The following is a 22,020-nucleotide window of genomic DNA, read 5'->3' on the forward strand; positions in this document are numbered from 1 at the left end:
GGCATGCTCGATGTGTTCGACCCCCGGACTTTCGCGCGAGGCGTACCGCACGACGATCTCCGGCTCCTGCGGGACACCGACCCGGTGAGCTGGCAGGACGAGCCCGAGGTCGGCATCTGGCCCGCCGGCCCGGGGTTCTGGGCCATCACCCGCTACGCCGACGTCCGCCACGTCCTGCGCTCGCCGTCGGACTTCTCCTCGTCGCTCGGCGCCACCCAGATCCGCGACCCGGACCCGGGCGACCTGCCGTTCATCCGCCGGATGATCCTGAACATGGACCCGCCGGAGCAGGTCCGCCTGCGCAGGCTCGTCACCGGCGCGTTCACCCGCCGCAGGCTCGAGCAGTTCACCGAGGTGATCCGGGAGCGCGCCGCCGCCCTGCTGGCCGCGGTGGCCGGGGACCGCCACTGCGACCTGCCCCGCGACGTCACCGACGACCTCCCGCTGCAGAACCTCGCCGACCTGCTCGGCGTGCCCGTCGGCGACCGCGCCCTGCTCTTGGAGTGGACCAACCGGGTGATCGGCTACCAGGACCCCGAGCACGGCCACGTCGTCACGGACGCAGAGGGACGGCCGGTCAACCCGCGCTCGCCCGCGATGCTCGCCGACATGTTCGGGTATGCGGAGGGCCTCGCCGAGCGCAAGCGCCGCGAACCGGCCGACGACGTGATGACGGCGCTCGTCGAGGCCGAGGTCGACGGCGAGCGGCTCACCGACGCCGAGCTCAAGATGTTCTTCTTCCTGCTGGTCGTCGCCGGGAACGACACCGTGCGCAGCGCTCTTCCCGGCGGGGTGCTCGCGCTCGTCGCGAACCCGGATGCCTACCGGCGGCTACGCGCCGATCCCGCGTTGCTGCCGTCGGCGATCGAGGAGATGCTGCGGGTGCACCCGCCGGTGCTGACGTTCCGGCGCACCGCCACCCGCGATGTCGAGCTGCAGGGACGGCAGATCGCCGCCGGGGACAAGGTGGTCGTCTACCACGTCTCGGCCAACCACGACGAGCGCCGCTTCCCCGACCCGTTCCGATTCGACATCGCGCGCGACCCGAACGACCACATCGCGTTCGGCCAGGGCCCACACCTGTGCCTCGGCGCGGCCTTCGCCAGGCTGCAGATGCGCGAGTTCTTCGGGGAGTTCCTGCGGCTGCCGCCCGTCGAGCTCGACGGCGAGCCCCGACGGCTCGTGTCGAACTTCATCAACGGCCTGACGAGCCTGCCGCTGCGCTGGTAGCCGGCCGCCCGAAGGGGTGAGGGCGCCCGTGTTCCCGGCCGCTACCCTCCGCGCCGTGAGCAGAACTGGGCCCCGTCTCGTCGTCGCGGTGGGGCTGGCCGCCCTCGTGCTCGTGCTGACCGGATGCGCACAACCGGGCCAGCTGGGCCACCCCGTGCCCGAACCTGCGCCGGCAGCGCCACCGGTGGCGCCGCCCCCGCCCCCACCGGGTCCGACCGGGCCCGCCCTGATCGGCAGCGGCCGTGTCGAGGAGCGGGTGTCGATGCGGACCACCGGTCCGGCCGTGTACTCGGTCGAGACCGTCGTACTGGGCCCCGGCGAGAGCACCGGGTGGCACCGGCATCCCGGCACGGAGCTGGCGATCGTGCGCTCCGGTGAGGTCACGGTCCGGCGGGAGGACGCCTGCCGGCCCACCCGCTACACGGCGGGCGAGGCCGTGTTCGTCGACGACGGTTCCCCGCACCGCGCGAGCAACGAGGGCGCGGTGCCCGCCGAGATGGTGGTCACCCACCTTCTCGACCCCGGAGTGCCGGACCGGAGCACCGTCCCCCCGGCCTGCTGACGTCCACCCATCGGGGCCCGAAGTTGTGGGAAAGTGGAGGTTGCACGGGCCCGACTCACGACGGCGGGGATCATGGGTAGTAAGACGGTGGCTGGTGTCGACGGGCGGATGTGGTTGGTCCGCCGCAACATCGAGTGGTCGCTCCCGGCCACGGGGGACGACTTCGAACACGACGTCGACGGCGGCCGCGGGGCGGCGGTGCTCATCCTGTCGGCGTTGTTCTTCTTCTGGCTGGTGGTCATCGTGTGGGCACCGGCGCAGGTGCACATACCCTGGTTCCTCTGGCTGGTCTTCGTCGCCGCGGTGCTGTTCTTCCCGGTGCGCTGGTACCTGCGCAGGCCGTGGACCGTCGTGGCCGAGACGGCGGGCAGCTACGACCTCCCCGCCGAACGGTGGACCGGGCTCGTCCGGGGCGGGTCGAAGTCCAAGGAGGAGCTGCGCATCGTGGTGCGCAGGCTGCGCACCCAGGGCACGCCGGGCCACGCCGACAGCCCCCTCCAGCCGGTGAACTAGTAGGCACCCATGCCCGAGCTGCCCGAGATCGAGGCGCTGGCCCACCACCTGCGGGAGCACGCGCTCTACCGGCCGGTGGCGCGTGTGGACGTGGCGAGCATGAGCGCCGTCAAGACGTTCGACCCGCCGGTGTCGGCGGTGGTCGGCCGGGTCGTCACCGGCGCCTCGCGCTACGGGAAGTTCCTCGCCGTCGAGTTCCTGGACCGGCCGGACGACCCGCTGCACCTGATCACGCACCTGTCCCGGGCCGGGTGGCTGCGCTGGCACGACTCGGCGTCGGCCACCCCGCCGAAGCCGGGCAGGGGGCCGCTGGAGCTGCGTGTGCACCTCGACCACGTCGGCGGCCCCGGGTTCGACCTCACCGAGGCGGGCACGCAGAAGCGGCTGTCGGTGTACCTGGTGCACGACCCGCAGGAGGTGCCCGGCATCGCGCGGCTCGGCCCTGACGCACTCGCGCTCACCCGCGACGAGTTCGCCGCGGTGCTCACCGGGCGCAGTGAGCGGCTCAAGACGCTGCTCGTGGAGCAGCAGGCGATCGCCGGCGTCGGCAACGCCTACAGCGACGAGATCCTGCACACCGCGAAGCTCTCGCCCTACGCGGCCTCCGGCCGGCTGAGGCCCGAGCAGATCGACGAGCTGTACGCGGCGATGCGCTCCGTGCTGACCGACGCCGTCGAGCGTTCCGTCGGCCAGGGGGCGGCACAGCTCAAGGGGGAGAAGCGCTCGGGGCTGCGGGTGCACGCCCGCACCGGGATGCCGTGTCCGGTGTGCGGGGAGACGGTGCGGGAAGTCTCTTTTGCCAACAAGTCCTTCCAGTACTGTCCCGGCTGCCAGACCGGTGGCAAACCCCTCGCCGACCGCCGGCTGTCGCGGCTGGTGAGGTAGGTAGGAAGGTGAACGTGACCGAGCTGCTCGGCAGCTCCACGGCGCTGCTCATCGCCGGCGGCGTCATCGTGATCATGATCGTGCTGGTCGTGGTGCTGATCCTGCGCAACCGGCGCAACACCTTCGCCACACCGCTCGAACGGGCCACCTTCGCCACCCTGCACACCGTCGCACTCGCCGCCCCCGCCCTCCGTGAGGGCCTGTCCCACAACTCGGCGGCGTTCGCCCTGCCCTACCTGCGTCAGCTGCTCGACACCTGCGCGCTGACGATGACCGACAACCGCGGCCAGACGCTCGCCTGGGACGGCGACGCCGACCAGCACGAGCCCGACGTGCGGGCCCTCGCCGACCAGGTGATCTCCACCGGCCGCCAGCAGGTGCTGTCCCACACGGCGATCATCTGCGACCACCCCGACTGCGTGGTGCGCGGCATCGTCGTGGTGCCGCTGGAGACCGACGGCGCGATCGTCGGCACGCTGGCCGCGCTCACCACGTCCACCGCGGGCCCGGTGCTGCTGCGGGCCACCGCCGAGGTCGCGCGGTACGTGTCGAGCCAGCTCGAGCTCGCCGAGCTCGACGAGTCGCGAGCCCGGCTCAACCGGGCCGAGGTCAGGGCGCTGCGGGCGCAGATCTCGCCGCACTTCGTCTACAACGCGCTCACCACGATCGCGTCGTTCATCCGCACCGACCCGGTGCGTGCCCGGGAGCTGCTGATCGAGTTCGCCGACTTCACCCGGTACTCGTTCCGCACCGCCGGGGAGTACACGACGCTGTCGGACGAGCTCACCAACATCGAGCGCTACATCCGGTTGGAGAAGGCCCGCTTCGGCAACCGGCTCAACATCAAGCTGCAGATCGCCCCCGAGGTGCTCTCCGTGGTGCTGCCGTTCCTCGCCCTCCAGCCGCTGGTGGAGAACGCCGTGCGGCACGGGCTGGCGAGCAAGCCCAACGGCGGCACCATCACGATCACGGCGGAGAACGCCGGAGCCGAGTGCGTGATCATCGTCGAGGACGACGGCATCGGGATGGATCCGGCGCGGCTCACCGACGATCTCGACGACGCCCACCAGTCCGGCGCGCACGTCGGTCTCGGCAACGTCGACGACCGGATGCGCTCCACGTTCGGCGATGACTTCGGGCTCGTGGTGGACACCGCGCCCGGTGCCGGCATGAAGATCACTCTCAGGGTCCCGAAGTTCCGCGCGGGTATCCGGGTCTGACCGCGTTACCGCAGTACCGGCGGATCTCGATCTTGTCAGGCGCCGGTTGACGCTACCGCGTAACGTGACGGTATGGACGCGTTGCGCCTCCCCGATCGACTTGCCGCCCGCCTCCCGGGACGGCTCGGTGACCGCGCGGACCGGCCCGTGGTGTCGATGGTCCGGCTGCACGGTGTGATCACGGCGACGACGGGCCCGGTGCCGCGCTCGGTGATCAACGCCAACGCGGTCGAGAAGATGCTCGAGCGCGCGTTCGCGCCGGACCGGCTCGCCGCCGTCGCGCTGCTGGTCAACTCGCCGGGCGGCTCGCCGACGCAGTCCGCGCTCGTGGCCGACCGGATCCGCGGTCTCGCCGAGGAGAAGGGCGTGCCGGTCCTCGCGTTCTGCGAGGACGTGGCGGCGTCCGGCGGCTACTGGCTGGCCTGCGCCGCCGACGAGATCTACGCCCACTCCACGTCGATCGTCGGGTCGATCGGGGTCATCAGCCAGGGGTTCGGGCTGCACAACCTGATCGAGCGGTGGGGCGTGCAGCGCAGGCTCTACACCGCGGGCACCTCGAAGGCCCGGCTCGATCCGTTCCTCCCGGAGAAGCAGGAGGACGTCGACTGGCTGCGTGACCTGCAGGACGAGCTGCACGAGATCTTCAAGCAGTGGGTCACCACACGGCGCGGCGACCGCCTGAAGACCGGGGCCGACATCTTCACCGGCGAGGTGTGGACGGGCGCGCGCGCCGTCGAGATCGGGCTGGTCGACGGCCTGGGCACGGCTCGTGGCGTGCTGAGCGGACGCTTCCCCGACGCCGAGCTGGTGCCGGTGGAGGGACGCAGGCCACTGCTTGCCCGGCTGGGCCTGGGCGCCGCCCCGGCCGCGGCGTGGACGCTCGGTGCCGATCAACTGCTGGGTATCACACAGGCGGCCGAGATAAGAGCCACATGGGCACGGTACGGTCTGTAGCGCGGTGTGACCGGTCGATCCCGATTGGTGCTGGCCCCTGGCACTCACACGGATTCGCCGTCACCATGGTCGGCGGGGCCGGGGCGTGGTCGTCCCGGCCCTGGCGCGAGTCCCGGACACGCAGGATGAGGAGATCGTGGACAGCAACGACAGCTCCGGCGGCCTGGTCGTCCTCGCGGTGGATGACGAGGAACCGGCTCTCGAAGAACTGGCCTACCTCCTGAGCGAGGACTCCCGTGTCGGGATCGTGCTCAAGGCCTCCGACGCAACGGACGCCCTGCGCATCCTCAACAGCCGCCAGGGCGTGCGTGAGGCAGCCACGGCAGGCCAGGTGAGCCGGGGGCTCGCCAACCCGATGACGGGCACCCGCGTGGCGGAGCGCACCGACGTCGAGGTCGTCTTCCTCGACATCCGGATGCCCGGCCTCGACGGACTCGAACTGGCGCGCGTGTTCTCGTCGATGGCCGTTCCGCCCTCGGTCGTGTTCGTCACCGCCCACGACGACCGTGCCGTCGACGCCTACGAGGTGGGCGCGGTGGACTACCTGCTCAAGCCGCTGCGTGCCGAGCGGCTCGCCGCCTCGATCGACCGCATCCTCGCCAACCGGACCACCGGGGTGGCGGAGCCGGTGCGCGAGGAGGGCGGCGAGGACGAGGTCATCCCGGTCGAGCTCGCAGGCACCACCAAGCTCGTGCCGCGCTCCGCCGTGCGGTACGTCGAGGCGCAGGGTGACTACGCGCGGCTGCACACCCACGAGGGCAGCCACCTGGTCCGCATCCCGCTGTCGGTGCTCGAGGACCGCTGGCGCGACGCCGGCTTCGTGCGCATCCACCGCTCGTTCCTGGTGTCGCTCCCGCTGGTCACCGAGCTGCGGTTGTCGGGATCGGGCTACGTCGTCCGGGTCGGCAACGGCCCCGACTGCGCGGAGCTGCCGGTGAGCCGGCGCCACACCCGTGAGCTGAAGGACCGGCTCGTCCGCGCGACGAAACAGGCGTGGAGCCAGCGGTGACCACGTTCACCGACGGCGTCCCGCCGTCGGTGACACCCGAGCCCGGGGACGATCCAGGTCCCCCCGGGCCCGGGGCGGCGCGTCGCGAGGAGAACCCGCCCGACGACCGCGAACAGGAGTCCGCGGAGGACCGCGAGAACGACGACGCGGACGCCGACGACGAGACCGACAGCGGAGCCGGGTGGCTGCGCGACGAGATCCAGCGCCGTATCGCCTCGGGCCACTCGGCCACCGGCGGGCGGCATGCCCGCCGGGAGAGCGTCGACTCCACCGGCTCGTTCGGGTACGTGCCGCGCCACTCCGTGGCCACCCCCGGACCCGGTGCACCGCGCCCCGAGCCGGTCGGCAGCCCGGTCGCGTCCCGGCCGAGCGGACTGCTCCGCCGGGAGCGCACCGGTGACGACCAGGTCTTCCCGCCGCTGGCCCCGGCCGCGTGGTCGCGCCCGCAGCAGCCGGACGACCCCGACCCCGGTCCCGAGACGGACGTGGACGCCACCCGTCCCGGCCTGCCCGTGCTCCCGGCCACGGTGGACCTGATCGCCGTCGCCCCCGCGCCGCCTGCGCCCGTCGAGCAGGCCACCGACCCGCCCGAGGAGGCCGAGCCCGGCACGGGCGAACCCGACGAGCAGGCCGCCGTCACGGACCTGTCGGGTGACCCGCTGTTCACCGCGCGCACCCCGGCCCCCGGCTCCCGCACCCGCGGACCGTCCGCCCCACCGTCGGAACAGGACGGCACCGACGAGGGGCCCGGCTCCGGCAGCCCGGACGACGTCGAGAGCAGGCGCGTGCGGGTGGTGCTCGCCGAGCGCAAGGGAGTGGCCCGGCCGGTCCGCACCGTGGTCGACATCCAGGAGGGTACGGGCGTCGGCGAGCTGCTGCGCAGCAACCTAATCGGTTCGCAGCTGGCCGTCGCGCTGCGGTTCGCCGTGGTCGCCGGGCTCACCCTGGGGGTGCTCCCGGTCCTGTTCTACATCTTCCCCGAGATCGGCCGGATGGAGGTGCTCGGGCTGCGCGTGCCGTGGCTGCTGCTGGGCGTGCTCGTCTACCCGTTCCTGTTCGGGCTGGGCCTCTGGCACACGCGTACGGCTGAGCGGGTGGAACAGAACTTCGCCGACCACGTGCAGGACTGAGCTCCGATCTTGAGCACGCCCGCGCTGGTCGCGCTGGTCTCGATCGCGCTCGTCGGCATCGCGTCCGCCGTGATCGGTTCGGTCGGGGTCCGGGTCGCGCGGAGCACGTCGGACTTCCTGGTGGCGTCGCGCACCGTCGGCTCGGTGGCCAACGCGGGCGCGATCTCGGGCGAGTACCTGTCCGCCGCGTCCTTTCTCGGCATCGCGGGCCTGATCCTCCGCGAGGGAGCCGACGCGCTCTGGTACCCGATCGCGTTCTCCGCCGGCTACCTGGCGCTGGTGCTGTTCGTGGCGGCGCCTCTGCGCCGGTCGGGCGCGTACACCGTGCCGGACTTCGCCGAGGCCCGCCTGTCCTCGCCTGCGCTGCACCGGGTGTGCACCGCGTGCGTGCTGGTGATCGGCTGGCTGTACCTGTTGCCGCAGCTGCAGGGAGCGGGCCTCGCGCTCACCACGCTCACCCCGCTCCCGGCCTGGAGCGGTGTCGCGGCGGCCGGAGTGATCGTCGTGCTGACGGTGATCGGGGGCGGCATGCGCTCCGTCACGTTCGTGCAGGCCTTCCAGTACTGGCTCAAGTTCAGCGCGCTGGCCGTGCCCGCCGTCATCGTGCTGGGGTTCTTCCTGTCCGACACCCGCACCTTCGACCGGGCTGCCCCGCCGAACTTCGTGGCCGACACGACCGTGCAGGTACGCACGCCCGTCGTGCTGGAGGTGGCCGCGCGGGTCCGCGTCGACGTGGACGGCGAGGTGGACCGCAGGCCGGTGAACGGCCGGGTGACGTGGGAGCCCGGCCGCTACGAGGTGGCGGCGGACACCAGCCTGGGCTTCGTCATCGGTGCGGCGGTGCCGACCGTGGTCGGGGCCCCGGCCACCGACCGGGCGTGGCTCGAGCCGATGTCCGGCAGCGCCCCCCACCAGCTGCTGGAGATCTACTCCATCCTCGTTGCCGGCTTCCTCGGCACGATGGGGATGCCGCACGTGCTGGTGCGCTTCTACACCAACCCGGACGGGCGGGCCGCCCGGCGCACCACGGTCGTCGTGCTCGCGATGATCGGGTCCTTCTACATGCTGGTGACCTTCATGGGGGCGCTCTCCCGGCTGTACACGCCGCAGCTGCTGGTGAGCGGGCAGACCGATGCGGCGGTCCTGCTCGTCCCGACGGCGGTGCTCGGCGAGGGCTGGGCAGGCTGGCTGCTGGGTGGCCTGGTGGCGGCCGGTGCGGCGGCCGCGTTCCTGGCCACCTCGTCGGGGCTCGTGGTGAGCCTGGCCGGGGTGCTGTTCACCGATCTGCTCCGGGGACGGCTGCGCGACTTCCGGTTGGCCGCGCTCGTGGCGGCGCTCGTGCCGCTGCCGCTGGCCCTGTCGGTCACCCGGCTCGACTTCGCCCTGACGGTGCCGCTGGTGTTCGCGGTGGCCGCATCCACGTTCTGCCCGCTGCTCGTGCTCGGGATCTGGTGGCGCGGGCTCACGGCGCGCGGTGCCCTCGCCGGGGTACTGGTGGGCGGGGCGCTGTCCGGCGTCGCGGTCTGCCTCACGCTGTTCGCGACGGTGCCGTCGGACTGGGTGGGAGTGCTGCTGCACCGGCCTGCCGCGCTCACGGTGCCTGCCGCGTTCCTCACGATGGTCGTGGTGAGCATGATGACGCGGGCCGAGATCCCACCGGGCGTCGACAGCACCTTGCTGCGCCTGCACGCTCCGGAGCGGCTCGGTCTCTCCCACGACCGGCTCGACCGCGAGGCATAGCCGTTCCGGGCGGATGGGCCTGGACCTATCGGACAGAGCGGATCAACCGCCCGGCTCGCGTAGGGATGCGGTGAGCGGCGCGCCGAAGACGATGTGGTAGAGCGACGACCGCGTTGACATAGTGGTGCGCGTGACGACGACCGGCCTGATCGCGCTCTTCGCCATGGGCCTCGTGGCGCTGGCGTCGGCCGTGATCGGTTCGCTGGGCGTCCGGGTCGTCCGCAGCACCTCGGACTTCCTCGTGGCGTCCCGCACCGTGGGCCCGGCCGCGAACGCGGGTGCGATCTCGGGTGAATACCTGTCGGCGGCGTCGTTCCTCGGGATCGCGGGGCTCATCCTGCGTGACGGGGTGGACGCGCTCTGGTACCCGGTCGGCTTCACGGCGGGCTACCTGGCACTCGTGATGTTCGTGGCGGCCCCGCTGCGCCGGTCGGGGGCGTACACGGTGCCCGACTTCGCGGAGGCCCGGCTGCGGTCGCCGGTGCTGCGCAAGGTCTGCACGGTCTTCGTGGTCATCATCGGCTGGCTCTACCTGCTGCCCCAGTTGCAGGGCGCCGGCCTCACCGTCGCCACGGTCACCGGGCTGCCGTCGTGGATCGGCGTCGTCGCGGCCGCGGTCGTCGTCGTCGCCACGGTGGTGCTGGGCGGCATGCGGTCCATCACGTTCGTGCAGGCGTTCCAGTACTGGCTCAAGCTCACCGCGCTGGCGCTGCCCGCGGTCATCGCCCTGATCTTCTTCCTCAGCGACCAGCGCACCTTCGACCGACCGGCCCCGCCGCAGTTCCAGGAGAACACCACCGTCGACATCCGCACGGACGTGGTGCTGGAGGTCGCGGACCCGGTCAGCTTCACCGCCACCGGCGAGGTCGACGGCGTGCAGCGCGTCGACAGCCTCGTCCGCTGGGACGTCGGCACCCACACCGTCGACGCGCCGGCGACGCTCGAGTTCCCCGGCGGTTCGTCCGTGCCGACGACGGCGGGCGCGCCCGCCTCGGACGAGAGTTGGCTGACCCCGTTCCCGGACGATCGCAACGACAGCCTGCTGGCCACCTACTCGCTGATCATCGCGCTGTTCCTGGGCACGATGGGCCTGCCGCACGTGCTGGTGCGTTTCTACACCAACCCCGACGGCCGGGCGGCCCGGCGCAGCGCGGTGGTCGTGCTGGCGCTGCTCGGCGGGTTCTACGGCGTGGTCACGCTGCTCGGTGCGCTCTCCCGGCTCTACACCCCGCAACTCCTCGTCAGCGGGGACACCGACGCCGCCGTGCTGCTCCTGCCCACTGCCGTGCTGGGCAGCGGCTGGGCGGGGGCATTGCTCGGCGGCCTGGTGGCGGCGGGTGCATGGGCCGCGTTCCTGTCCACGTCGTCCGGCCTCGTCGTGAGCGTCGCCGGGGTGCTCTCCACCGACATCCTGGGCAGCAGCAGGGTGCGGGACTTCCGGATGTCCGCTGTCGTGGCAGGCGCGATCCCGCTGGGGCTCTCGCTCGCGGTCACCCGCCTCGACTTCTCCGAGGCCGTCGCGCTGGTGTTCGCGGTGGCCGCGTCGACGTTCTGCCCGCTGCTCGTGCTGGGCGTCTGGTGGCGGGGGCTGACCGCCGTCGGCTCGATCGCCGGGGTGCTGGTGGGCGGGCTGACCTCGGCCGGAGCGGTGGCGGTGAGCCTGTCGGGATTCGGCGGGACGGGCTGGATCGGGGTGCTGCTCTACCGGCCTGCGCTGGCCACCGTGCCCGCCGCGTTCCTCACGATGGTGGTGGTGAGCCGGTTGACGGCGAAGCAGCGGCCTGCCGACGTCGACCAGGTGCTGCTCCGGCTGCACGCCCCGGAACGCCTCGGATTGACCAGGGACCGTCTCGAAGAGCGCGTGAAACGCGCAAGTGGTTGACGCCACACATACCAAAGCGCTAACGGTCGCGTGACTGCGCGGTCACATTTGTGACGCTCTGTCCATCATCGACCGCTCGTTGACCGCTCGTCCTGGTGATTCGACCGCTGATCGGGCCCTTGTCGCGCAACTGCGACGACCCTCGCGTTCACCCCACCGGAGTATTCCGACGAGCGAGTGTGACTGAACTATCGTTCGCTTCGTTGTGATACCCCGGATGGCGCGGCGGGACGCGGTGCGCAGCCGGATACGAGCGGGGAGGACGCCGTGAGCACGACAGGCGAGCGATCTACAGGCACCGTGTATGAACAGGTGCAGGCAAGTCCGGAGTTCGCTGACCTACGCCGCAGGCTACGGCGGTTCGTGTTCCCCATGAGCGTCGCCTTCCTGGCATGGTACTTGGCGTACGTGCTGCTCGCCTCGTACGCGCCGGGCTTCATGGCGATCAAGGTGGCCGGCAACATCAACATCGGCCTGATCATCGGCCTGCTGCAGTTCGTCAGCACCTTCGCCATCACCACCATCTACGTGCGGTACGCCAATAAGCACCTCGACCCGGCCGCCGAGAAGATCCGTCAGCAGATCGAGGGCGCAGAATGAACATGGACATCGCGCAGGCACCTGCCCCGCCTGCCGCCACCGCCGTCGGCGACGTCGGCCTCAACATCGGCATCTTCCTCGCCTTCGTCGCCGTCACCCTGGTGTTCGTCTACCGGGCGAGCCGCACCAACAAGACGGCGTCCGACTACTACGCGGCAGGCCGTGCCTTCACCGGACCGCAGAACGGGGTGGCGATCGCGGGCGACTACCTCTCCGCGGCGTCCTTCCTCGGCATCGCCGGAGCCATCGCGCTCAACGGCTACGACGGCTTCCTCTACTCGATCGGCTTCCTGGTGGCGTGGCTCGTCGCGCTGCTGCTGGTGGCCGAACTGCTCCGCAACACCGGCAAGTTCACCATGGGCGACGTCCTCGCGTTCCGCATGCGGCAGCGGCCCGTGCGTGCCGCGGCGGCCACGTCCACGCTCGTCGTGTCGTTCTTCTACCTGCTCGCGCAGATGGCGGGCGCGGGCGGCCTGATCGCCCTGCTGCTGCAGATCCCCACCAGCAACCGCGTCGGCCAGGGCGCCGTGATCGCCGTCGTCGGCATCCTGATGATCGTCTACGTGCTCGTCGGCGGCATGAAGGGCACCACGTACGTCCAGATCATCAAGGCCGTGCTGCTGATCATCGGGGCCGCTGTCATGACGGTCTGGGTGCTCGGCATCGCCGGCTTCAACCTCTCGGCCCTGCTCGGTGACGCCGCCGCGGCCAGCCCGAAGGGCGACGCCTTGCTCGCACCGGGACTGCAGTACACCAACCCGATCGACCTAGTGTCGCTCGGACTCGCGCTGGTGCTCGGCACCGCGGGCCTCCCGCACATCCTGATGCGCTTCTACACGGTGCCCTCGTCGAAGGAAGCCCGCCGCTCGGTGGTGTGGGCCATCTGGCTGATCGGGCTCTTCTACCTGTTCACGCTGGTGCTGGGCTACGGCGCTGCGGCGCTCCTGCCGCCGGGCACCATCACCAGCGCCACCCAGAACAACGCGGCGCCGCTGCTGGCCTACCAGCTCGGCGGCGAGGTCCTGCTCGGCATCATCTCGGCCGTCGCGTTCGCGACGATCCTGGCCGTGGTGGCAGGCCTGACGATCACCGCGTCGGCCTCGTTCGCCCACGACGTCTACGCCAGCGTGATCAAGCGCGGGCAGGCCTCGCCGGACGCCGAGGTCCGGGTCGCCCGCATCACCGCGCTGGTGATCGGGGTCGTCGCCATCATCGGCGGCATCGTCGCCAACGGGCAGAACATCGCCTTCCTGGTGGCGCTGGCCTTCGCGGTCGCGGCGTCGGCCAACCTGCCGACGATCCTCTACTCGCTGTTCTGGAAGAAGTTCAACACCACCGGCGCGCTGTTCAGCATCTACGGCGGCCTGGCGATCTGCATCGTCCTGATCGTCTTCTCGCCGGCGGTGTCCGGCAAGCCGGTCAACGCGGCCACCGGCCGGAGCGCGTCGATGCTCCAGGGTGTGGACTTCCACTGGTTCCCGCTCGACAACCCGGGCCTGGTCTCGATCCCGGCGTCGTTCCTCCTGGGCATCATCGGCACCTACATCGGTGGCAGGCGGCCCGTCGAGGAGGGCAAGTTCGCGGAGATGGAGGTCCGGTCGCTCACCGGCGCCGGCTCCGAGAAGGCGATCGCGCACTAGTCGCGCACCGAGTACAGCCGACACGCGTCCGGTACCTGTACCGGAACGGGGCGGGCCCACGGGCCCGCCCCGTTTCGCGTGTCAGCAGATCGTCACGATCCGGCGGGAGTGCACCGCCGTGGCCCATCCGCTCTGCGGAACGACAGCGCTCCACCAGCGATACCCCTGCTCGTCCACGAACGCGTCGTGCTGCGGCTCGGTGGGTAGCGCCTTGAACAGCGCGGACGCGAAACGGTCCGCGTTCGTCGGCCACGCTCCCGAGCTCGGATCGACGTCCAGGCGGTACCGGGCGGCGAGCTTGTGGGCGCCCACCCGGTACCTGAGGTAGAGCGCCAGGTCGATGCTGACCCAGGTCTCGTCGATGATCGGCGAAGACGTCTCGACACCGCAGCGGTGGACGCGTCGTGCCACGGACACCGCCCACTGCCCGGTCACACCGGCGTAGTCCACGAGATCCGACCGTAGTGGTGTCGGCACCCGATCGGGTCATCGTTGTCGCGTTCGCTGACCGGATCGTCACGTGGGCGCGTGGCAGGATGACACGCATGACTGGTCCAGCCGTCCCGGCGGTTCCCGTGGCGGATCTGCCCCCCGATGTTGCGCTGCTCGACGTCCGGGAGAACGACGAATGGGAAGCCGGCCACGCCCCCGGCGCCCGCCACCTGCCGATGTCCGAGCTCACGGCGCGTATCGACGAGCTTCCCGACGACGACCCGCTCTACGTCGTGTGCCGCTCCGGCGGCCGTTCCTCCCGAGTGGTCGCCTACCTGGCCGGGCAGGGCTACCCGGTGGTGAACGTCGACGGGGGCATGCAGGCGTGGGCCGCGCAGGGCCGTGATGTCGTGGCCGACCACGGCACCCCGCCAGAGATCATCTAGCCGCCGTGCCCCCGTCCGCGCCCTCACCCGGGGTGGCCCGGCTCGGGCCGCCCTGCCCGCGGTGCGGCCGGCGGGCACCGGCGGAGGGCGGCCCGTTCTGCCCGTACTGCGGCCGCTACCTCGCCGCGCTGCGGTGGGTGGCCGAGCCCCCGCCGTCCGCCACTCCGGCTAATCCCGCGCGGGTCCGTACCCGCTACACCGGGCCGCCCCGCTACCGCTCGCTGCCCCGCTGGGGGTTTCCGCCGCGGCGCTGGGAGCCACCGGAGCCGGCCACCCCCGTGGGGCCCGGTCCACTGCAGGGCGCCCGCTCCACGTTCGGCACCCTCGTGCCGCTGCTGTGGGCCACCGTCGCGGTGGCGCTGCTCGCGGCAGGAGCCGAGGTGTGGCGCTACGTCCTGCTGCTGGCCAGCCGGGACAACGCGCTGTCCGCGGGCTCGGTGGCCGCATCGGACGCCCTCGTCGGATCCGCAGGCACGGTCTCGCCCATCCTCACCGTGGCGACCGGTGTGCTGCTGATCCTCTGGAGCGTGCGCGCGTCGCGCGCCGCGGCCGATCAGGCAGGCGTCCGCCCGTCCCGCTCCACCCGCATGGTCGTGCTCGGCTGGGTGGTGCCCGGGCTCAACCTCACCGTGCCGGGCTCGGTACTCAGCGAGATCGAACACTGTGCGCTGGGCCTGCCCGTGGACCGGCGGCCCCGCCCGTCACGGCTGCTGCAGGTCTGGTGGGCCCTCTGGGCCGCCAGTGTGGTGCTCTCCGCCGTGGTGCTCCTGTGGTCGCTGCGGACCGGTGTGCAGGCCCGCGCCGACGGGGTCGTGCTCCATGCCGTCCTCGACCTGCTCGCTGCCGCCACCGCCGGCGTCACGGCCCGGCTCGTCACGCGGCTCACCAGGCTGCTGGCTCCGGTCCGGCCGCACCGCCGGGAGCTGCTGCTGAGCGTCAGGCCGCCAGCCGCAGCTCGCGCAGCCCGCGCATGACGAAGTCCGGGCGGCGGCTGGGTTCGGCGGCCAGCTGCATCCCGGGCAGCCTGGTCCGCAGCGCATCGAGCGCCGCGGCCACCTCCAGCCGGGCCAGCGGGGCACCGAGGCAGTAGTGCACCCCGGCGCCGAAACCGAGGTGCGGGTTGCGGCGCCTGCCCACGTCCAGTTCGTCCGGCCGGTCGAACGCCTGCGGATCCCGCGCCGCCGCGCCGAGCAGCGCGGCGATCTTCGTGCCGGCAGCCACCAGGTGGCCGGCGACCGTCGTGTCCACCACGGCGGTGCGCTCGAAGAGCTGGAGCGGCGGGTCGTAGCGGATCAGCTCCTCCACGGCCGTGGCGTCGAGGCCCGGATCACCCACCAGCCGCTGCCACTGCACGGGGTGCCGCAACAGCGCCAGCACCCCGTTGCCGATCACGTTCACGGTGGCCTCGTGGCCGGCCATCAGGAGCAACGCCGCGGTGCCGACCAGCTCGTCCACCTCGATATCGGCCTCGGCCAGGTCGGTCACCAGGTCGTCCCCCGGGTGGGCCCTACGGTGCGCGACGAGCCCGCGCAGCGCGTCCACGAAGTCGGCGGCGGCCTGCTCCGCAGCTCGCCTGCGGTGCTCGCCCGGATCCGGCTCGTACATGGTGACGATGGCATTGGACCAGCCGCGCAACGCGGAGCGTTCCGGCTCCGGAACCCCGAGCAGCTCCGCGATCACCTCCACCGGGAGCCGGGCCGCCACGGTGGACATCAGGTCGGCGCTCCCGTCGGCGTCGATCCGCTCGGCGAGCTCGTCGACCAGCCGGTGGGCCAGCCCGCGCACCCACGGCTCCAGCCGGGCCGTGTGGCCGCGGTTGAACGCGCCCGCCACCAGGGCGCGCAGCCGGTCGTGCGGGGGCCCCTCCCGCTCGAGCAGCGAGTTGCGGTGCAGCAGGTTGAACGCCGGGAAGTCGGCTGCCGGCTCGGCGTCCGCCCAGATCCGGCCGAGGTCACGGCCGCGGAGCAGCTCCGAGCAGGCGCCGTGCGACACCGCCACCGGTGTGCCGAGCAGGGCATGGGCGTGCACCGGGCCGAGCGCACGCAGCGCGGCGAACGCGGGGTAGGGATCGGCGAGGAAGTGGGGATCGACCGGGTCGAACGGATGCAGCAGAACCTCCCGTGGCCACCGGCGGTCGAGGACCCGCCGGCGGGCAGTACCGTATCGCCCCGGCGGGCAGCGACCCCTCCGCGGCAGCGGTGAGGGTCGGCACGGCGTACCGACAATGTCGAGTCGTACCCGATAGCGTCTGGGGAACCATGGCCAAGAAGACACGTGCCCGTACTCGCGAGGGCGCCTCCCAGCACAGCGCGAGCGGCGAGAACCCTCGCCGGCCCTGCCCCTGCGGCTCCGGCAAGCGCTACAAGGCCTGCCACGGGGCCGGTGACGACGTCATCGTCCTGCGACCGTTCGACGGTCTGGCGGCGGAGTCGGACCTGGTGGCGATGCGGGAGTTCCTGCCGTCGGCCACCGCGCCGCTGCCGCTGCGGGAACCCCTCGACGTGCCGGTCACCCTCGTGACCGTGCTGCCCGGGGCGTCGGCCGCGCTGGTCCGTCCTGACGGGTCGATCATGCTGGGGATGCAGGTGCAGACCCGCTCCGGGGACCTGTCGGCCGACCTCGGCAAGGCGCTGCGCTGGGCGCATAGCGCCGAACCGGGCAGCGCACTGCCCGTCGTCGGACCGGGCATCGGCGACGGCGACCCCGTCCGGCTCCAGGACGTGCTCGAAGCCGGCGCCACCCTCGACCTCACGCTGCACCCCGACTTCGGCTGGTGGGTCGTGCCGTCGGAGGCCGGCGCCGAGCCCGCCGCCGACGTCACCGCGGCGATCGAGCGCGCCAACGCCGTCATCCTGCCGACGGAAGCGGTGCTCGCCGACGGCGTGCGGTCCGCCTACTGGGTGGACACCGGCACCAAGGCACACCTGCGATGGGTGCGTCCGGAGCCCGAGGAGAAGCTGCTCGCGGCACTGGCCCGCCTGCACGCCCTCGGCGAGCTGGGCCTCACCGAGGAGGCTCGCTTCGCCGGTGTCTTCCGCGCCCACGGGCTACTGGTGCCGGTCTGGGACCTCGACCGGGAGCTGCACCCGAAGGAATGGGCCGACCCCGTGGCCGCGTTCGCCGCCCGGCTCGACTCCGCACTCGCCGAGGACGCCCCGCTGTCCGACGCCGAGCGGCGCGCCCGTGACGCCCTCGCCGGGAAGCAGATCACGCTGAGATAGCCCGGGACGAGGGCGCGGCCGGTGGTTACCGGCCAGTCATATGCTGCGGCGCATGGGACTTCTCGACGGAAAGGTCGTCATCGTCACCGGCGCCGGTCGCGGCATCGGGCGCGGTGAGGCGCTGGAGTGCGCGGCTCAGGGAGCCGCTGTGGTGGTGGCCGAGTTCGACACGGACGCCGGCGAGGCGGTGGCCCGGGAGATCACCGAGGCGGGCGGCCGGGCCGTGGCCGCGAGCGGGGACGTCGCCGACGCCGCGGTGGCCGACTCGCTCGTCGCCACCGCGGTCGAGCGGTTCGGCGCGCTCGACGCACTGGTCAACAACGCCGGGATCCTGCGCGACCGCACCGTCGCCAAGCTCTCCGACGACGACTGGGACGCCGTCGTCCGCGTGCACCTGCGCGGCCACTTCCTGCCCACCCGGGCCGCCGTCCGCTACTGGCGGGAGGCGAAGCGGCCCGGGCACGTCGTGCACACGTCGTCGACCTCGGGGTTGCTCGGCAACTTCGGGCAGGGCAACTACGGCGCGGCGAAGGCCGGCATCGCCGCGTTCTCCACGATCGTCGCCATGGAGGGGGCGCGCAGCGGGATCACGAGCAACGCCATCGCCCCGACCGCCCTCACCCGGATGACGCTCGACCTGATGCCCGAGGAGTTCCGCACCCGGCGCGACGCCTCCATCGAACGCGGCGAGTTCGACTTCTTCGCTCCGGAGAACATCGCCCCGCTGGTGGCGTTCCTCTGCTCGGACGCCTCGAGCCACATCAGCGGCAAGGTGTTCGGTGTGCAGGGCGACAGCGTCGAGGTCTTCCAGCCGTTCACCAGCGTCGCCGAGATCAAGAACCACGGGAAGCGCTGGGACCCGGAGGACCTGCCGGGGCGGATCGACGAACTCTTCGACGTGGCGGGCATGCAGCCCGGCGCCGAGAACATGATGCAGCGGATGCGCTACCAGATCCTGGCCGAGCACTAGCGCTCCCGGGATTGCAGCAAAGCCACTTTCACGCAACCTGCCGGCATGAAAGTGGCTTTGCTGCAACGGGCCGGAGGCCTACGGCAGCCAGCTCACCTTGCCGGCCAGTAGGGCGTAGCCGGTGAAGGCGACCACGTCGATGAGGGTGTGTGCGCCCACGAGCGCCCACAGCCGGTTGGTGCGCTGCCAGATCCGGCCGAACACCAGCCCCATCACCAGGTTGCCGATGAACCCGCCGAAGCCCTGGTAGAGGTGGTAGCTCCCGCGCAGGAGCGCCTGGACCACCAGTGAGCGGTTCTCCGACCAGCCGAGCTGGCGCAGGCGGGTGATCAGGTAGCCGATCATCACCACCTCCTCGGCCCAGGCGTTGGCCCCGGCCGAGAGGACGAGGACCGGCACCCGCCACCACGTGTCGCCGAGCGTGGACGGCTGCACCGTGAGGCTCACCCCGAGCGCCTGCGCCATCAGGTAGAGGCCGAGTCCGGGCACGCCGATGAGCGCGGCCAGCCCGGCCGCACCGAGCGCGTCCCGCCCGGGACGGCGCCGGTCCAGCCCGACGTCGCGGAGCGCGATGCCGGCGCGGATCAGCAGGTAGGCGCCCAGGGCTCCCCAGCCGACGAGCTGCAGCACCCGGGTGAGCTGAAGCGCCAGGTCGAGCAGGTTCGCCTGGGCCTCTGGGGCGTTGAGCGCCACCTGTTGCTGGTTCAGCGGCACCGGCTGCAGCAGGGCGTCGAGCAGGCTCAGCAGGCTGCGCAACGCCGACAGCCCGAGCGTCACCGTGAGGACGACGAGCACCTCGGTGCCGACGAGGCGCCGGGTGCGCGGGTCGGTGATCGGAGCGGCCACGGGCGACGGCGGCGAGAGCCACTGCCGCGCTGTCGTCGAGCGGAGGCTGGACACGATCGCGGACGGTACCCGGCAGGTACGCTGGTCCCGTGCGTCAGCTGGCCTTCTCCCCCCGCTGGATGCTGTGGCACGTGCTCACCCTGGGTGCCATGGTCACGTGTGGCTTCCTGTCGGCATGGCAGTGGCACCGCGCCGGGTCCGCGATGGGGTCCATGCTGAACATCGGCTACGGCCTGCAGTGGCCGTTGTTCGCCGTTTTCTTCGCCGCGATGTGGTGGCGGATGCTCAAGATGGAGTCAGTGCGGCTGGTGGAGGAGGAAGCGGCACCCGCCGCCGCCCCGCCCGCCGAGGGAGATCTCGTCGAGCACGGCGCCGAGCGCGCCCGCATCGCCGAACCGAGGCCGGTCCCGTCGGCCGGGCCCTCGCCGTTCGGACCCCGGCCCGTATCGGTCCGGTCGTCTCTGTTCGACGAGGACGACCAGGAGATGGCGGAGTACAACCGGATGCTGGCCCAGCTGGCCGCCCGCGACGCCGCCGACTGACGAAATACGAAACCCCGAAGGACGTCCGTGTCGATCGAGACCGCTTTACGGAACTACCGGGTGGCCGCCTGGATCACTGGTGTGGGACTGCTCGTGCTCGTGCTGGTGGCGATGCCGCTCAAGTACTTCTTCGGTCAGCCGCAGCTCGTCGCCATCGTCGGCATGATGCACGGCTTCCTGTACATGGCCTACATCGTCCTCACGCTGCTGCTGGCCGAGCGCTGCCGGTGGAAGCCGCTGGACGCGCTGCTCATCCTGGTCGCAGGCACCGTCCCGTTCGCGTCGTTCGTGGCCGAGCGCCGGGTGACCCAGCGGGTGCGGCTGGGGCGTTCACCCGTCAGCTAGCGTCCGCCGCGCTCGCGCCGGTGCCCTGGAAGGGGCAGCCGACCAGGAGCCCCATCTGCACGCGCAGCTCGTCGACCGTCGTAGCGGGCTCCTGCCAGGCCAGCCGGACGTCGTGGTCGGTGCCGGGGGTCGCGGCGCCTGCCGGGCCCTCCACCCGAAGGCGCAGGCCACAGCGGTCCACGCCGAGGGGGCGGATCCGCGCGCCGCGCAGCTCGCGCAGCCGTGGCGGCAGGTGCCGGGCCAGCGCGATGAGCACCTCGGGGTGTGACTCCTCGAGGTGGGCGAGCCAGTGCTGCTCGTAGCGGCAGAAGGGATCGGGTCGAGCGCCGGCCAGCTCGACGGGCGCGAGCGCGGCGCTGCCCTCGGCGTCGGACAGCACGGCGGAGCTGGGATCGAGCCGCACCAGCGTGGCGCCGTGCCCGAGCTGCAACAGCTCGGGATGCGGGCGAACGTCGGCGACCTGTAGCGCGACCCGCCGGGCGGCCTCGGGATCGGGCAGCCAGAGCCTGCCGGTGACCCAGAGCAGCGCGCGCACCGGCTCCCGGAGCTCGACCGGCGCGTGGTCGGTGAGCTCGAGCATCGCGGCGAACTCGGCGCCGGGGGCCTTCCGGATGCGATCGACGACCGGGTCGTCGTCGTCGAGTAGCAGCACCGCGGACCCGTCGGCGCGCACGTGGTGCACCAGCGGGGCCGTCCGTGGTGCCCCGGTGCCGACCAGGAAGGCCGAGCCACCCCGGGCGACCACGCTGCGGGCGCGCTCGGCATCGGTGGGGGCCGGTGGACGCCGCAGCCGGATGGATGCCAACGAAGTCACCTCCGAGATTAGGTGAGCCTAAGCTATCGCCAGGCCTTCGACGATGTCCAGCACGCGTGAACCGGCAGCCGTTGTGAAGCGCCGCGAGGCGACCCGTTAGCGTCTGGAACCGTGACGACGGCGGCAGGTGTTAACCCCTGGGCCATCCCACCGCTCTTCGCCCAGCTGGTCGACGACACCAGCCTGTTGCAACCGCGGTCGGTTGCACCCGGCGTCGACCAGGTGGTCTCGCGGTATGTCAGCGCCAGGGACGGCCGTTACGGCGGCCTGGTCGGGCAGCTCGTCTGCCCGGTCTCGCGGTTGCCGGCGCTCGTCGCCGAGCTGGCGAGATCGGTTCCGGCCCGGCCCATCGAGCTGTCACTGGTCGTGGACACCGGCCTCGGCGCGGTACCGAAGGCGCTCTCCACCGTCTTCTCCCGGTCGAACCTGGTCACCCCGCGCACCGTCGAGACGGCCGCGCCGCCCGACGTCGACGCGGTGTGGCTGGAGCGCGTGGCCGAGTTCGTGCCCGAGGACGTCGTCGCGGTCGTCGAGCCCCGCAGGCCGTCGGTCGCGGAGCCGGTGGGCACCGGTGCCTGGCTGGAGGCCGTGCGCCGGGTCGCCGCGCACGGCTGCGCGCCGAAGCTGCGCTGTGGCGGCCCACGCGCATCCGACGTCCCGTCGGTCACCGACATCGAGAGCTTCGTGCGCGTCGTGGTCGAGGCGGGGCGCGGGTTCACCACGCTCGGGCTGCGGCACGTCGTCCGCACCGAGGGCCCGTCGGCTCCGGCCCAGCACGGGCTGCTCAACCTGCTCGTCGCCGTGTCGAGGGCCCTGTCCGGCGGTGACGTCCGCACGGCGCTGGAGAGCACCGACTCCGCCGCGCTCGCGGTGGAGATCGGCGCACTCTCGGAGCCGGCCGTCACCGCGGTGAGGGGCCTGCTGTCGCGTTGTGGCGCCGACCCGGAGCCCGTGCCCGCCACGCAGCTCGCCGGCCTGGGTCTCCTGACCTGACCTGAGCTGCGTCGCTCCTGCCCGCAGGCAGCGAGTCGGTACCGGT

23 protein-coding genes are annotated in these 22,020 nt (G+C 72.1%); 19 read left to right on the forward strand and 4 right to left on the reverse strand.

Annotated elements, in window-relative coordinates; translation table 11 throughout:
• Positions 1–3: 3 nt before the first annotated feature.
• The 12 genes from AC5L35_RS09210 (at position 4) to AC5L35_RS09265 (ending at position 13,365) form a co-directional block, all read left to right on the forward strand.
• Positions 4–1,230: a cytochrome P450 gene (locus AC5L35_RS09210; RefSeq protein ID WP_495059126.1), complete on the forward strand. Its 1,227-nt coding sequence runs from the start codon at positions 4–6 to the stop codon at positions 1,228–1,230.
• 55 nt (positions 1,231–1,285) lie between these two features.
• On the forward strand, positions 1,286–1,792 hold the full coding sequence (locus tag AC5L35_RS09215; protein ID WP_495059127.1) for a cupin domain-containing protein: 507 nt from the start codon (positions 1,286–1,288) through the stop codon (positions 1,790–1,792).
• Between the two features lie 72 nt (positions 1,793–1,864).
• Entirely contained in the window at positions 1,865–2,305 is a 441-nt protein-coding gene (locus AC5L35_RS09220) for a hypothetical protein (protein ID WP_169399048.1), read from the forward strand.
• A gap of 9 nt (positions 2,306–2,314) precedes the next feature.
• Positions 2,315–3,190 (forward strand): Fpg/Nei family DNA glycosylase, encoded by an 876-nt coding sequence (locus tag AC5L35_RS09225; protein WP_495059128.1) that lies wholly within the window; start codon positions 2,315–2,317, stop codon positions 3,188–3,190.
• Between the two features lie 14 nt (positions 3,191–3,204).
• Positions 3,205–4,410 (forward strand): sensor histidine kinase, encoded by a 1,206-nt coding sequence (locus AC5L35_RS09230; RefSeq protein ID WP_312859429.1) that lies wholly within the window; start codon positions 3,205–3,207, stop codon positions 4,408–4,410.
• 81 nt (positions 4,411–4,491) lie between these two features.
• Positions 4,492–5,364, forward strand: coding sequence for a S49 family peptidase (locus AC5L35_RS09235; RefSeq protein ID WP_495059267.1), 873 nt, complete (start codon positions 4,492–4,494; stop codon positions 5,362–5,364).
• Positions 5,365–5,500: 136 nt separating this feature from the next.
• Entirely contained in the window at positions 5,501–6,373 is an 873-nt protein-coding gene (locus tag AC5L35_RS09240; RefSeq protein WP_495059129.1) for a LytR/AlgR family response regulator transcription factor, read from the forward strand.
• Positions 6,370–7,503, forward strand: a complete 1,134-nt coding sequence (locus AC5L35_RS09245; protein WP_495059130.1) for a hypothetical protein — start codon at positions 6,370–6,372, stop codon at positions 7,501–7,503. The genes AC5L35_RS09240 and AC5L35_RS09245 overlap by 4 nt, the downstream gene beginning before the upstream one ends.
• A gap of 9 nt (positions 7,504–7,512) precedes the next feature.
• Positions 7,513–9,243 carry a sodium/solute symporter gene (locus AC5L35_RS09250; RefSeq protein ID WP_495059131.1) on the forward strand — a complete coding sequence of 577 codons (1,731 nt, stop codon included), beginning with the start codon at positions 7,513–7,515 and terminating at the stop codon, positions 9,241–9,243.
• Between the two features lie 163 nt (positions 9,244–9,406).
• Positions 9,407–11,125: a sodium/solute symporter gene (locus AC5L35_RS09255; protein ID WP_495059268.1), complete on the forward strand. Its 1,719-nt coding sequence runs from the start codon at positions 9,407–9,409 to the stop codon at positions 11,123–11,125.
• Between the two features lie 267 nt (positions 11,126–11,392).
• Entirely contained in the window at positions 11,393–11,725 is a 333-nt protein-coding gene (locus AC5L35_RS09260; RefSeq protein WP_495059132.1) for a DUF485 domain-containing protein, read from the forward strand.
• A gap of 2 nt (positions 11,726–11,727) precedes the next feature.
• The gene (locus AC5L35_RS09265) at positions 11,728–13,365 is read left to right on the forward strand and encodes a monocarboxylic acid transporter (protein ID WP_495059269.1); all 1,638 of its coding nucleotides are present in this window, start codon (positions 11,728–11,730) and stop codon (positions 13,363–13,365) included.
• 81 nt (positions 13,366–13,446) lie between these two features.
• Here AC5L35_RS09265 and AC5L35_RS09270 read toward each other — a convergent pair whose 3' ends face one another.
• Complete coding sequence (locus AC5L35_RS09270) at positions 13,447–13,815, reverse strand: hypothetical protein (protein WP_495059133.1); 369 nt, start codon at positions 13,813–13,815, stop codon at positions 13,447–13,449.
• Between the two features lie 95 nt (positions 13,816–13,910).
• Here AC5L35_RS09270 and AC5L35_RS09275 point away from each other — a divergent pair, with 95 nt between their 5' ends.
• Complete coding sequence (locus AC5L35_RS09275) at positions 13,911–14,243, forward strand: rhodanese-like domain-containing protein (protein WP_495059134.1); 333 nt, start codon at positions 13,911–13,913, stop codon at positions 14,241–14,243.
• 278 nt (positions 14,244–14,521) lie between these two features.
• On the forward strand, positions 14,522–15,217 hold the full coding sequence (locus AC5L35_RS09280; RefSeq protein ID WP_495059135.1) for a DUF4328 domain-containing protein: 696 nt from the start codon (positions 14,522–14,524) through the stop codon (positions 15,215–15,217).
• On the opposite strand, the gene AC5L35_RS09285 is transcribed toward AC5L35_RS09280, so the two are convergent.
• On the reverse strand, positions 15,180–16,352 hold the full coding sequence (locus AC5L35_RS09285) for a cytochrome P450 (protein ID WP_495059270.1): 1,173 nt from the start codon (positions 16,350–16,352) through the stop codon (positions 15,180–15,182). The genes AC5L35_RS09280 and AC5L35_RS09285 overlap by 38 nt on opposite strands.
• 149 nt (positions 16,353–16,501) lie before the next feature.
• On the opposite strand from AC5L35_RS09285, the gene AC5L35_RS09290 reads away from it, so the two are divergent.
• Positions 16,502–17,464, forward strand: coding sequence for a DUF5926 family protein (locus AC5L35_RS09290; RefSeq protein WP_495059136.1), 963 nt, complete (start codon positions 16,502–16,504; stop codon positions 17,462–17,464).
• A gap of 52 nt (positions 17,465–17,516) precedes the next feature.
• Positions 17,517–18,434, forward strand: a complete 918-nt coding sequence (locus AC5L35_RS09295; RefSeq protein ID WP_495059137.1) for an SDR family NAD(P)-dependent oxidoreductase — start codon at positions 17,517–17,519, stop codon at positions 18,432–18,434.
• 78 nt (positions 18,435–18,512) lie between these two features.
• Here the strand turns inward: AC5L35_RS09295 and AC5L35_RS09300 are convergent, their stop codons facing one another.
• Entirely contained in the window at positions 18,513–19,334 is an 822-nt protein-coding gene (locus AC5L35_RS09300; RefSeq protein ID WP_495059138.1) for a CPBP family intramembrane glutamic endopeptidase, read from the reverse strand.
• A gap of 35 nt (positions 19,335–19,369) precedes the next feature.
• Here AC5L35_RS09300 and AC5L35_RS09305 point away from each other — a divergent pair, with 35 nt between their 5' ends.
• A complete protein-coding gene (locus tag AC5L35_RS09305) occupies positions 19,370–19,822 on the forward strand; it encodes a hypothetical protein (protein WP_495059139.1) in 453 nt (150 codons plus the stop codon).
• A 27-nt stretch (positions 19,823–19,849) separates the two neighbouring features.
• Positions 19,850–20,167: a DUF3817 domain-containing protein gene (locus AC5L35_RS09310; protein WP_495059140.1), complete on the forward strand. Its 318-nt coding sequence runs from the start codon at positions 19,850–19,852 to the stop codon at positions 20,165–20,167.
• On the opposite strand, the gene AC5L35_RS09315 is transcribed toward AC5L35_RS09310, so the two are convergent.
• The gene (locus AC5L35_RS09315) at positions 20,160–20,981 is read right to left on the reverse strand and encodes a DUF2470 domain-containing protein (RefSeq protein WP_495059141.1); all 822 of its coding nucleotides are present in this window, start codon (positions 20,979–20,981) and stop codon (positions 20,160–20,162) included. The genes AC5L35_RS09310 and AC5L35_RS09315 overlap by 8 nt on opposite strands.
• A gap of 111 nt (positions 20,982–21,092) precedes the next feature.
• Here AC5L35_RS09315 and AC5L35_RS09320 point away from each other — a divergent pair, with 111 nt between their 5' ends.
• The gene (locus tag AC5L35_RS09320; protein ID WP_495059142.1) at positions 21,093–21,974 is read left to right on the forward strand and encodes a hypothetical protein; all 882 of its coding nucleotides are present in this window, start codon (positions 21,093–21,095) and stop codon (positions 21,972–21,974) included.
• Positions 21,975–22,020 lie beyond the last annotated feature (46 nt).

The sequence above is a fragment of the Pseudonocardia sp. OZ21 genome (genome assembly GCF_059359135.1).